Source organism: Albidovulum sp., from assembly GCF_049646345.1.
GTDB lineage: Bacteria > Pseudomonadota > Alphaproteobacteria > Rhodobacterales > Rhodobacteraceae > Albidovulum.
Window position 1 is genome coordinate 1 of the sequence record NZ_JBARVQ010000128.1, and the last position, 11,037, is coordinate 11,037.

General features: G+C 63.1%; 12 protein-coding genes and 1 pseudogene. 4 read left to right on the forward strand and 9 right to left on the reverse strand.

The window, feature by feature from the left end; all coding sequences use genetic code 11:
- Nucleotides 1–415, reverse strand: a 415-nt coding sequence (locus WBB85_RS03195; protein ID WP_432637175.1) for a tetratricopeptide repeat protein, incomplete at its 3' end; no start/stop codon positions are given.
- A 74-nt stretch (nucleotides 416–489) separates the two neighbouring features.
- On the opposite strand from WBB85_RS03195, the gene WBB85_RS03200 reads away from it, so the two are divergent.
- Nucleotides 490–777, forward strand: coding sequence for an SCP2 sterol-binding domain-containing protein (locus WBB85_RS03200; protein ID WP_432637176.1), 288 nt, complete (start codon nucleotides 490–492; stop codon nucleotides 775–777).
- Nucleotides 778–779: 2 nt separating this feature from the next.
- On the forward strand, nucleotides 780–1,715 hold the full coding sequence (locus WBB85_RS03205; protein WP_432637177.1) for an alpha/beta fold hydrolase: 936 nt from the start codon (nucleotides 780–782) through the stop codon (nucleotides 1,713–1,715).
- Between the two features lie 57 nt (nucleotides 1,716–1,772).
- On the opposite strand, the gene WBB85_RS03210 is transcribed toward WBB85_RS03205, so the two are convergent.
- Nucleotides 1,773–2,516, reverse strand: coding sequence for a YebC/PmpR family DNA-binding transcriptional regulator (locus WBB85_RS03210; protein WP_432637178.1), 744 nt, complete (start codon nucleotides 2,514–2,516; stop codon nucleotides 1,773–1,775).
- Nucleotides 2,517–2,646: 130 nt separating this feature from the next.
- On the opposite strand from WBB85_RS03210, the gene WBB85_RS03215 reads away from it, so the two are divergent.
- Complete coding sequence (locus tag WBB85_RS03215; RefSeq protein WP_432637185.1) at nucleotides 2,647–4,416, forward strand: SLC13 family permease; 1,770 nt, start codon at nucleotides 2,647–2,649, stop codon at nucleotides 4,414–4,416.
- A 72-nt stretch (nucleotides 4,417–4,488) separates the two neighbouring features.
- Here the strand turns inward: WBB85_RS03215 and WBB85_RS03220 are convergent, their stop codons facing one another.
- From WBB85_RS03220 to WBB85_RS03235, 4 genes are all read right to left on the reverse strand, one after another.
- Nucleotides 4,489–6,267: an SLC13 family permease gene (locus WBB85_RS03220; RefSeq protein ID WP_432637179.1), complete on the reverse strand. Its 1,779-nt coding sequence runs from the start codon at nucleotides 6,265–6,267 to the stop codon at nucleotides 4,489–4,491.
- Nucleotides 6,268–7,218, reverse strand: coding sequence for a DMT family transporter (locus tag WBB85_RS03225; protein ID WP_432637180.1), 951 nt, complete (start codon nucleotides 7,216–7,218; stop codon nucleotides 6,268–6,270).
- The gene (locus WBB85_RS03230; RefSeq protein ID WP_432637181.1) at nucleotides 7,218–8,030 is read right to left on the reverse strand and encodes a TIGR00282 family metallophosphoesterase; all 813 of its coding nucleotides are present in this window, start codon (nucleotides 8,028–8,030) and stop codon (nucleotides 7,218–7,220) included. The genes WBB85_RS03225 and WBB85_RS03230 overlap by 1 nt, the downstream gene beginning before the upstream one ends.
- 75 nt (nucleotides 8,031–8,105) lie before the next feature.
- Nucleotides 8,106–8,360, reverse strand: coding sequence for a DUF4342 domain-containing protein (locus WBB85_RS03235; RefSeq protein WP_432637182.1), 255 nt, complete (start codon nucleotides 8,358–8,360; stop codon nucleotides 8,106–8,108).
- 193 nt (nucleotides 8,361–8,553) lie between these two features.
- Here WBB85_RS03235 and WBB85_RS03240 point away from each other — a divergent pair.
- A pseudogene (locus tag WBB85_RS03240) lies at nucleotides 8,554–8,748 on the forward strand (IS5/IS1182 family transposase); the annotation flags it as partial.
- A 173-nt stretch (nucleotides 8,749–8,921) separates the two neighbouring features.
- Here the strand turns inward: WBB85_RS03240 and WBB85_RS03245 are convergent.
- The 3 genes from WBB85_RS03245 to WBB85_RS03255 form a co-directional block, all read right to left on the reverse strand.
- The gene (locus WBB85_RS03245) at nucleotides 8,922–9,848 is read right to left on the reverse strand and encodes a bifunctional riboflavin kinase/FAD synthetase (protein ID WP_432637183.1); all 927 of its coding nucleotides are present in this window, start codon (nucleotides 9,846–9,848) and stop codon (nucleotides 8,922–8,924) included.
- A 31-nt stretch (nucleotides 9,849–9,879) separates the two neighbouring features.
- Complete coding sequence (locus WBB85_RS03250; RefSeq protein ID WP_263741638.1) at nucleotides 9,880–10,323, reverse strand: MaoC family dehydratase; 444 nt, start codon at nucleotides 10,321–10,323, stop codon at nucleotides 9,880–9,882.
- A 129-nt stretch (nucleotides 10,324–10,452) separates the two neighbouring features.
- The coding region (locus WBB85_RS03255; protein WP_432637184.1) for an HAD hydrolase-like protein at nucleotides 10,453–11,037 on the reverse strand (585 nt) is incomplete at its 5' end.

Here is an 11,037-nt window from a genome sequence, read left to right on the forward strand (position 1 = left end):
CAAGCCCGGAAAGCGCGCCAAAATGATGCTCGTTCAGCGCCAGAGTGTGCTGGATGTCGGCGATGGAGGGTCCGAACTGACCGTTCAGGAAATAGGCCGTCGCCCGCGCGTTCCAGCCTTCCGCGAAATCAGGCGCATGATCGGTCAGCGCCGTGAAATGCTCAATCGCGGCGTCCAGATCACCCGCCTCCATCGCGTCCCGCCCGCGCTTCAACAGCAGATCCATCGCTGGCGAGCCCGATTTCGACCATTCCCGCAAGATATCCGCCTGTGTCCGCCGCCACTCAGGGTTGTCGGGGTCGGCCAGTTCAGCGTATAGATTGTCAAGATATTCGGACGCCGCGAAAACCGGCGCGCAAAGCAATAACGCTGCGGCACATGCCGCAACGACGGGTTTGAGAAGGGTGGCACACATCCGCATTACAAGGCAGAGTGTAGCCGAACTGCGCCGGAAAGCGAGAGGCTAGGCGCTCACATTTGGAGGAACGAATGAGCGATGTTGTGAATGCGGCCGTGACCGCACTTGGCGAAAAACTGGCTGGCGGCATTCCGGGCACTGCAAAATTCGTGATCGAAGGCGAAGGTTCGCTGATCATCGACGGCAATGGCGTGCGCGCGGGCGATGATGACGCCGATGTGACGCTGACGGCGGATCGCGAGACCTTCGAGGGCATTCTGACGGGTGACGTGAACCCGACCGCGGCCTTCATGCAGGGCAAACTGGCGGTCGATGGCGATATGGGCCTTGCCATGCAGCTTGGCGCGGCGCTCGGCTGAGGATGGAGCCCGCCCCCTTCTACGACGACGTGGCAGAGGCGCCCGACGGGGCCACCTGCGTCTGGCTGACCTGCCAGGACGGTGTGCGCATCCGTGCGGCCCATTGGCGTAGCGGAGATAAGGGGACGGTGCTGATTTTCCCCGGCCGCACCGAATATATCGAGAAATACGGCCCGGCCGCATCGGAGTTCGCCGCGCGCGGCTATGCCACCGCAATTGTCGACTGGCGCGGACAGGGCCTGGCCGATCGGCTGCTGGAAGATCGGGCACCCGGTCATGTCGACCGTTTTTCCGATTACCAGCTCGATGTCGCGGCGTTCATGGATTTCGTCCGGGCCGAGGATCTGCCCGGCCCGTTCTTCGTTGTCGGCCATTCGATGGGCGGCTGCATCGGGCTGCGCGCGATCCATGACGGATTGCCGGTCAATGCGGTGACCTTTTCGGCGCCGATGTGGGGCATCCTGATGAAATTCATCCTGCGGCCTGTCGCATGGGGCCTTTCGTGGCTCGCGACGGTGACCGGACAGGGACACCGGATGGTGCCATCAACCTCGCCGCTGACCTATGTTCTGGAAGCCGAGTTTGAGGGCAACGTCCTGACCCGCACGCGCGAGATGTTCGACTTCATGCGTCACCAGATGACTGTCCATTCCGATCTGGCCATCGGCGGGCCGACGATGCGCTGGCTCTATGAGGCGCTGAAGGAAACCCGCGCCCTGCACCGGATGCCGTCCCCCGACCTGCCCTGCCTGACGGTTCTGGGGGCCGAGGAACGCATCGTCCATGCTCAGGCGATCCATGATCGCATGGCCCGCTGGCCGGGGTCGGAGTTTGACCTTGTCGGCAACGCCGAACATGAATTGATGATGGAAGGGCCCGAGACGCGGGCCAAATTCTACGACCGCGCGGCCGCCTTGTTCGACGCCAACAGGGGCTGAACCCCGGCGCGCCGTGGCGACATGCGGGCGGCAGCGCCCGCAGGTTCACCATTCGTATCAGGCCAGTTGGGCCGCCACATCCTCGGGGATGTCGAAATTCGCCGTAACCGTCTGGACGTCGTCGTCGTCCTCAAGCGTGTCGATCAGGCGCATCAGCTTCTGCGCGGCTTCAAGATCGACATCTGTCCGGTTCTGCGGTTTCCAGATCAGCTTGGCTTCCTCGCTTTCGCCAAGGGCCGCTTCCAACGCATCCGACACCGCCGAGAGATCGGTATCAGCGCAATAGATCCAGTGGCCGTCTTCGTCGGATTCGACGTCATCCGCCCCGGCTTCGATTGCCGCCATCATCACCGTGTCGGCATCGCCCGCCGTGGCCGGATACATGATCTCGCCCACACGGTCGAACATGAAGCTGACCGAGCCCGTCGTGCCGAGATTGCCGCCGAACTTGGAGAAGGTCGAACGCACATTGGAGGCGGTGCGGTTGAGGTTGTCGGTCATCGCCTCGACGATGATCGCGATGCCGTTGGGCCCGTAGCCCTCATAACGGATCTCGGTATAGTCGTCGGCATCACCACCCAGCGATTTCTTGATCGCACGGTCGATCACATCCTTGGGGCAGGACACCGCTTTCGCGGCCTTCACCGCAAGACGCAGACGCGGGTTCTTTTCCGGGTCGGGATCGCCCATCTTTGCGGCGACGGTAATTTCCTTCGCCAGCTTCGAGAACAGTTTCGAACGCGCCGCATCCTGCCGCCCCTTGCGGTGCTGGATATTGGCCCATTTTGAATGGCCCGCCATGACCTTCTCCGTCGGTATTTCCGGTTTCGCGCCTCTATATGTCAGCCCTGCCCCTGCCCGCAAGCCCGGCCGGGTGCTTGCATCACGCGGCCCCACCCGCTTCACTGGGCCCGGAAAGGCAGGACCCGACATGACGCAGGACCAGATTATTCTCTTTTCGCTCTTCGGGGTCGTCTTCGCGGCACTCGTCTGGGGGCGCTGGCGCTATGACCTTGTCGCCTTCACCGCGCTGATCGTGGCTGTGATGCTTGGCGTCGTCCCGGCCAAGACCGCCTTTGAGGGCTTTGGCCATCCTGCGACGCTTGTCGTGGCGCTGGTGCTGGTCGTTTCGGCCGGGCTGACACGGGCGGGCGTGGTGATGCTGATCACCCGCACCTTCATCGATGCGGGCCGCGGGCTGGGTGCGCATATCTCGATCATGGGGGTGGTCGGCGGGGTTCTTTCGGCCTTCATGAACAACGTGGCGGCGCTTGCGCTGCTGATGCCCGTCGATGTCGCGGCCGCCCGCAAGGCGGGCCGCAGCCCCGGCCTGTCGCTGATGCCTTTGTCCTTTGCAACCATCCTCGGCGGCATGGTGACGCTGATCGGCACGCCGCCCAACATCATCATCGCCACGATCCGCGAGGATGCCCTTGGCGAAAGCTTTGCCATGTTCGACTTCGCCCCGGTCGGCGGGGTCGTGGCTTTGGTTGGGCTGGCCTTTGTGGCGCTGATCGGCTGGCGCCTGATCCCGCATCGTGCGGATGCCGAGGGCACACGCGACGCGGCGGCCTATATCGCCGAACTGACATTGCCCGAAGATACGAAACTTGCAGGCCGGACGATGGCCGAGCTTTACGACGAGGGAGACAAGGCCGGGGTGGCCGTGATGGCCCTGATCCGGGGCGATAGGCGGCGTTACGGGGCCGCGCGAGAGACCGAGTTGAAACCGGGCGACGTGATTCTGGTTGAGGCCGGGGCCGAAGCGCTGGACGAGTTCCGCGCAGGCCTGAAACTCGATTTCGCCGATCAGCGCCGCAAGCACTATCTGGAAGCGGAACAGGCGGGTTTCGCTATGGTCGAGGCGGTGGTCCCCACCGATGCCCGCATCCGCGGCAAAACGGTCGAGGGGATCGGTCTGATCTGGCGTCATCGCACCGCGCTGATGGGCATCTCGCGCCGCGGTCACAAGGTTAAGGGGCCACTGGCCAAGGCGAAGATCCGCGCGGGCGATATCCTTCTGTTGCTCGCGCCCTCGGACACCGCCGATGATGTCGTCGACTGGCTTGGCTGCCTGCCACTGGCCGAACGCGGGCTCACCGTGACGGAAGAGACGCATGGCGCGGTTGCCATCGCGATCTTCGCGGCGGCGGTTCTTGCCGCAAGCGTCGGTCTGATCGACCTGCCGGTGGCGTTGGGAGCAGTGGCGATAGGCTATGTGGCCGCCGGAGTGCTGCCACTGTCAGAGATCTATGACCACATCGAATGGCCGGTGATCGTATTGCTGGGGTCCATGATCCCGCTTGGCGCGGCGCTGGAAAGCTCTGGCGGCACCGAACTGATCGCGGGGGCCATCGTCGGGCTGACCGCGGGCGCGCCCGCCTGGGTGGCGCTGCTGGTGCTGATGGTGGTGACGATGACGCTGTCAGATGTGCTGAACAACACGGCAACCGCCATCGTCGCCGCCCCGGTTGGTATCGCCATGGCGGGCACGCTCGGCACTTCGCCCGATCCCTTTCTGATGGCCGTGGCGGTCGCAGCGTCTTCGGCGTTCCTCACGCCCATTGGGCACAAGAACAATATGCTGATCCTCGGCCCCGGTGGCTATGAGTTTGGCGATTACTGGCGCATGGGCCTGCCGCTGGAGATCCTCGTCATCGCAGTAGGGTTGCCGATGATCCTGCTGGTCTGGCCGCTCTGATCCCAAGGACGCGCCGTTCCGGCGCGACGACATACCTCGCGGCAACGGTTCCCCGTTGCCGCTCAGGCCGCGTCACAGCGGCCAGAAGAGCGGGATCAGAAAGCTCGCACTGATGGCAAGCGTCAGGTTCAGCGGAATGCCGACCTTGAGGTAGTCGGTGAAGCGGTATCCGCCCGGGCCATAGACCAGCATATTGGTCTGATAGCCGATGGGCGTCGAAAACGCCGCCGAGGCCGCGAACATCACTGCGACCACGAGCCCCCTCGGGTCGAGCCCCAGCGAATGCCCAAGCTCGATCGCGACCGGGGTGAAGATCACGCCCACTGCATTGTTCGACACAATCTCGGTCAGGAGCATGGCCAGAAGGTAGACGGCAAGGATCACCATCTGCGGCGGCAGATCGGTCAAAGCCGGGCTGATCCAGCCGACGATCAGACGCGCGGCACCGGTATCATCAAGCGCGGCCCCCACTGCGAGCATCGCGAAGATCAGCGCGAGAAGCCGTCCCTCGATAAAGGAAAACGCTTCCTCGGCGTCAATGCAGCGGGTGATCAGCACCGCCGCGACGCCGACAATCGAGAGGGCAAGAATTGGTGCCACGCCAAGGCCGGACAGAACCACGATCCCTGCAAGCACGCCGAAAGCCACCGGTGCCATCTTGCGCCGATACGCCTTGACCGTGGGTTTCGCCACATCGACAAGGTCCATATCGGCCGCAAGCCGCTGGATATCCTCCGCCGCGCCTTCCAAGAGCAACGTATCACCCACAACCACCACCAGATCGTCGAGCTGGCGGCCGATATTCTGGTTCCGCCGATGCACGGCGAGCGGATAGACACCGTAGCGGCGGCGCAAGCGCAACTCACCAAGGCTTCGGCCGATCATCCGGCAGCCGGGTGAGATCAGCACCTCGACCGTCTCGGTCTGGATCGACGAAAGCTTGTCGACCAGCCGGATATCGCGGTTGTCCTGCAACCCAAGCAGTTCGGCCATTTCAGTGCGCAACACGACCCGGTCGCCCGCCTGCAACACCACCGGCGCCAGATCGCGGCGCAGCGACGCATCGCCGCGCAAAACGTCGATCACCCGCACGCCGGAGCGCTTGAACAGATCGACTTCCAACACGGCCTGACCGATCAGTTTACTGTCCTCGGGCAGCGCCACCTCGGTGAAGAACTTCAGTTTGCGCCGGTCGGCCAGCATTACCCCCATCGATTGCCGGTCGGGCAGAAGCCGACGGCCGATCACCGCGACATAGATCATGCCGATAAAGACCTGAATCGCGCCAAGCGGCGTTATTTCGAAGATGGTAAACGGCTCCATGCCGCTGCTGCGGGCCACGCCATCGACCAGAAGGTTGGTCGAGGTGCCGATCAGCGTCATCGTCCCGCCAAGGATCGCGGCATAGGAAAGCGGGATCAGAAGTTTCGAAGGCGAGACATTCAACCGCCGCGCAATCGAGACCATGACCGGGATCATCACCACGACGACGGGCGTATTGTTGAGAAAGGCCGAAGCCACCGCCACGAAGCCGAAGAGGATCACCAGCGTCACCGTCGGGCGGTGATCGGCATTGGCCTCGGCCGTCTGGGTCAGCCATTCCAGCGTGCCGGTCCGCACGAGCGCGCCCATGATCAGGAACATCGCGGTGATGGTCCATGGCGCGGGATTGGTCAGCGCCTGCAACCCCAGCTCATAAGGCAGAAGGCCGAAGACAAGGCACAAAGCCGCGCCACCGATGGCAACGACCTCGACCGGATAGCGTTCGCGCACGAACATGACGAACATGCCGACGACGATCAGAAGTGTGAAAATGGCCCGGCCATCAGCCGAAAGGGGGAGGTCGATCATTCAATGATCCTGCATTTCATGACGTGCGATATTATCTTCCCCCATGGGCAGGGCAAGGACGCTGTCATCGCGCCGCGCGGGTCGGGGCTGAACAAGAAAGAGACCGAGGAAGACGACGCCAAGCGCCCCCCAGACCCAGAGCGAATAGCGCTCGCCAAGGATCAGCATCGACCAAAGCACGCCGGTTCCGGTGATAAGGTAGCTGACCTGCGCAGCAAAGATCGCGCCGCCCTGACCGACAACCCAGACATAACCGGCATAGGCCAGCGCATGGATCACCGCCGTGGCGATCAGCGCACCATCGGCGCGGGTCAAAGGCAAGGCAGGCGTGATCCAGCTGTCAGTCAAGACCGCCAGCGCCAGCGCCGGGACAAGGCCCAGCAGCGAGGCGCCGGTCAGCAGTTCGACCGGACCAAGTCCGGCGCTGCCAAGTTTGCCCAGCCCCGTAGCCTCAAGCGCATAGAAGAAGGCGCAGGCAAGGGCCACGGGCACGAAGGCAAGGGCTGCCTTGTCGGGCAGGCTCGCCTCGGGCAGGACGATCATCAGGATACCGGCAAGCCCGGCCAGAATGCCGAGAAAACGCACCGGCTCTGGCCGTTCCAGCCCAAGCGCCAGCGCCAGCGGCAGGGCGAACATCGGCACCAGCGCGATAAAGACCGCGACCAGCCCGGCAGGCAGGCCTTCCTGCGCGTAGAAGAAGGCGGCATTGGGCAGGATCGTCCCCATGACCGCGATAAACGCGTAGCGGATCAGGGCCGCAGGGTGAAAGGGCAGCGCCCGCCCCCGCACCATCAGCCAGCCGCCCAGCATCAGGAAGCCAATGACCAACTGCCAGAAGATGATGCCGAAATGTCGATAACCGCCAAGGATGATGAACTTGGCCAAAGGCGTTGTCAGGCCCCAGCTTGTCCCGATCACGATAAGTGCGGCAAAAAGCCAGCGGGCCTGCATCAGGGCCGCGCCTCTTCCAGCCGCCCACCGATGCGGATCATCCGCACACGGGTGGCCTTGCCGGTGCGGTCATCGGTCTCGACATAGGTGCCGCAAAGCGTCGCCTCGCCATTCGCAGGGGTGAAACGCTCTTTCTGCATACCGGTCACGAAGCGGCGCATCGGCTCCAGCTTTTCCATGCCGATGACCGAGTTGTAATCGCCGCACATGCCCGCATCGGCCTGAAACGCGGTGCCGCCCGGCAGGATCTGCGCATCGGCCGTCGGGATATGGGTATGGGCACCGACGACAAGGCTCGCCCGCCCGTCGCACCAATGGCCCATGCCCATCTTCTCGCTCGTCGCTTCGCAATGGATCTCGACCATGGCGGCCTGCACCGCGCCGCCAAGGGGATGGGTCTTCAGCACCGTCTCGATGGCTGAAAACGGATCGGCGAAGGGCCGCTTCATGAAGACCTGACCCAGAACCTGCGCCACCAGAACCTTGCGCCCGCCCGTCGCCTCATAGACCCGCGCGCCCTTGCCCGGGGCGGTCTTGGCGAAATTCAGGGGGCGCAGGATGCGCGGTTCGGTTTCGATGAAAGACAGCATGTCCTTCTGGTCGAAGGCATGATCGCCCAGCGTCACACAATCCGCCCCCGCCTCCAGCAGCGCCTTTGCATGGGCAGCCGACAGCCCCGCGCCCGAGGTCGCGTTCTCACCATTGACCACGACGAAATCGAGGCCCCATTCCGCGCGCAGGCCCGGCAGGCGCTGGGTAATCCCCGCGCGGCCCGTCCGCCCCACGACATCGCCAAGAAAAAGCAGCTTCATGCGCCCTGCCTAAGCTGCCGCCGTGACAAGAGCAAGGGCCGCGCGGGTCCGAGAACGGGACGTCAGGTCGCCGGATCACTCGGCCGGGTCGGTGCGGACGATCTCGATCTTCACCTTGGTGACAAAGGCGGCAAGCGCGCCGATGGTCAGCGGTACTTCCAGAACCAGATCGCCATCGGATTCGGTGATGCGGATGCGCTTGACCTCAGCCTCGGCGGCAAGCTCCTTGACCCGCGCCACAAGCTGATCGCCCGCGACCTCGATCTCCTCGGTCCAGGTGCGTTTCTTCGGGGCTTCGGTCTTCGGATCTTTGGTGTCGGCATCGGTCATGTCTCTGCCCTCCTTGTGATGGCTGGCGGCAGGATGAGTCGAGTCGGGTTGGCTGTCGTTGACGGGGATCAAAGAGCGCCATTCTTCGCCCGAACAGAGGGCAGCGCCCGAGCGTCGGGGTGGGCGAAAACCGCCCTCCCGCGCTGGGGGGCTGCCCGGCCCGTAAGCGAACCAGGTGCGGTTGACCTGTAGGCGCGCTATCTGGCGACGATGGAGTGATTGTCACCTCCGGAGCAGTGCCGGGTCCAGGATGAACTGCTTCAAGGTGCTTGGTCAGCCATTGATGACCCGAAATTTCGATCGCCAGGTCGCGGAACTGCAAGCCCGCATCGCCGCGCTTAACCGCTACACCGCGCCTGGCATTCCCGGCACAGTGGCCGCAGGTTAAATCCGTCAGGGGAAACGCGAAGCCCGGCCATCAGACATCTTGTGCACAAAGGCCTGACGAGCATCAAACGTCAGCACCTAAAGCACTTCGGTTTCCATTCAGATAGCAAGTATCAGAATTCGAACGAAAAAAGATCGAGTTCTGATTCAATGTAAACCCGAAACGCCATAACATCACAGCTGCGCCAGGATGCCCCGCGCCCGGTCGCAATCGGCATGCATCTGGGCAACAAGCGCGTCGAGCCCGTCGAAGGTCATCTCGGGCCGCAGATAGTCGATGAGAGCGACCGACAGGTGTTCGCCGTAAAGGCTGCCCTCAAAGTCAAAGAGGAAGCTTTCGAGGTTCGGTTTGTTTTCCCCGAACATCGGCCGCACCCCAAGGCTGGCTGCACCGTCATAGCTGCCCTGATGCGGACCGGTCAGGATATCGACCTTGACCGCATAGACACCAAGTTTGGGCAGATGAAGACCGCCGACCCCCATATTGGCCGTGGGAAAGCCCAGATCGCGTCCGCGCTTGTCACCATGCAGCACCTCGCCTTCGATTCTGTGCCAGTGGCCGAGCATTTTGGAGGCATCGCCGGGCCTGCCTTCGGCCAATGCCATGCGGATCGCGGTCGAGGAGACTTCGACACCTTCGAACGCGACAAGTTCGGCGATGGTGACACCGAACCCATACCCGGCCCCGGCGCGGCGGAGCGTGTCGACATCGCCCTTGCGGCCCTTGCCGAAGCAGAAATCGGCGCCGACGGTGACATGGGAAACACCAAGGCCGTTGACCAGCACTTCGCGGACGAACTCCTCCGCCGTCATACCGGACAACACCGCATCGAACGGCAGTTCATAAAGCTGATCAACGCCCAGCTTTTCCAGACGGTGGGTCCGCGCCTCGGCATTCATCAACCGGAAGGCGGGGGCCCCGGGGGCAAAGAACTGACGCGGATGCGGTTCGAAAGTAACGATGCCAAGCGGCGTGCCCGGGCGCTGCGCCTGTCCGATCACCGCCTGATGACCCAGATGGACGCCGTCGAAATTGCCCATGGCGACCGAAGCGCCCCGATCGGCATCCGTCAAACCAGTCCAGTGGAAATGCCTCTGCATCGGCCCCCGTCGGGCGGGAGCGCCCGCCGCCTCAGTCGAACTTGCGGCTTGGCGCCAGAACCAGCGCTTCGCCCTTGAGTACGACCGTATCGCCCACTGCGCAGTGGGTTTCAAGGGTGACACGCCGCCGGGAGTGATCGATGGCCGTGACCTTGACCTCGGCATAGACGGTATCGCCCGGGCGCACAGGCGCCATGAACTTGAGGCTTTGCCCAAGATAGACCGTGCCATGGCCCGGAAGCTGTTCGCCTATCACGGCCGAGATCAGGCCCGCCGTCAGCATCCCGTGGGCGATGCGACCTTCGAAAATCGTGTCGCGGGCATAGTCATCGTCAAGATGGACCGGATTGTGATCGGTCGAGACCTCGGCGAACATCTCGATATCGCGGTCGGTGATCGTTTTCTGAAGATAGCGGGTCATCCCGATCTCCAGATCTTCGATACAGATCGTTCCGCGCGGTTGGTTATCCAGCATCATCCCGAATCCCGAAAGCTCATGTTGCAGTGCAGCATAAGTCAGGTTGCGATTTCGCGCAATCCGGCAGGGTAATTATTCTATTATTCCGTGCGCTGGATCGAAAGATTGTTGCCCTCTGGTCATATTCTATCGCAGGCGGCCTATATTGTGCGTCGGGGTCATCTCAATCCCGGCCAGCCACTCCTCCAGAAGTCCGGGATCTGGATTTTCGACATCCGCCCCGAACCGCGCCGCTTCCAGCCCGCCGGTGATGAAGAGCGTATCGATGCCCTCGCCCATGCCGCCCTTGATATCCGTGCCGATACCATCGCCCACGGCAAGAATGCGGGCATCGTCGATCACCCTGTCGTTCAGCGCGGTCAGACGCCGCCGGGCCAGATCATAGATCGGCGGATGCGGCTTGCCGAAATAAAGGCTCTCGCCCCCCATCTCGGTATAAAGCTGCGCCAGCTTTCCCGCGCACCATTCCCGCGTCTCGCCGCGATCGACGACAATATCGGGATTGGCGCAGAGAAGCTTCAGCCCCTTGGTCTTGGCATAGAGGAAATCGGGGCGGTAGAGATCGGGATCGGCCACGGGATCGGCGGGGCCGGTACAGACGATGCCCTCGGCCTCGGCCAGCGCGACCTTTTCGATAGAGAGCGGCGCGTCGAGGATCCTCAGCGGTTCGAAAAAGCCCGCGTCCTTTTCGTTGTCGCCAATGAAGTAGAC

Excerpts from the sequence above, each read along its gene's own strand:
- WBB85_RS03200 (WP_432637176.1), top strand. The coding sequence starts at position 490 with ATGAGCGATGTTGTGAATGCGGCCGTGACCGCACTTGGCGAAAAACTG.
- WBB85_RS03205 (WP_432637177.1), top strand. The coding sequence starts at position 780 with ATGGAGCCCGCCCCCTTCTACGACGACGTGGCAGAGGCGCCCGACGGG.
- WBB85_RS03210 (WP_432637178.1), bottom strand. The coding sequence starts at position 2,516 with ATGGCGGGCCATTCAAAATGGGCCAATATCCAGCACCGCAAGGGGCGG.
- WBB85_RS03215 (WP_432637185.1), top strand. The coding sequence starts at position 2,647 with ATGACGCAGGACCAGATTATTCTCTTTTCGCTCTTCGGGGTCGTCTTC.
- WBB85_RS03220 (WP_432637179.1), bottom strand. The coding sequence starts at position 6,267 with ATGATCGACCTCCCCCTTTCGGCTGATGGCCGGGCCATTTTCACACTT.
- WBB85_RS03225 (WP_432637180.1), bottom strand. The coding sequence starts at position 7,218 with ATGCAGGCCCGCTGGCTTTTTGCCGCACTTATCGTGATCGGGACAAGC.
- WBB85_RS03230 (WP_432637181.1), bottom strand. The coding sequence starts at position 8,030 with ATGAAGCTGCTTTTTCTTGGCGATGTCGTGGGGCGGACGGGCCGCGCG.
- WBB85_RS03235 (WP_432637182.1), bottom strand. The coding sequence starts at position 8,360 with ATGACCGATGCCGACACCAAAGATCCGAAGACCGAAGCCCCGAAGAAA.
- WBB85_RS03245 (WP_432637183.1), bottom strand. The coding sequence starts at position 9,848 with ATGCAGAGGCATTTCCACTGGACTGGTTTGACGGATGCCGATCGGGGC.
- WBB85_RS03250 (WP_263741638.1), bottom strand. The coding sequence starts at position 10,323 with ATGCTGGATAACCAACCGCGCGGAACGATCTGTATCGAAGATCTGGAG.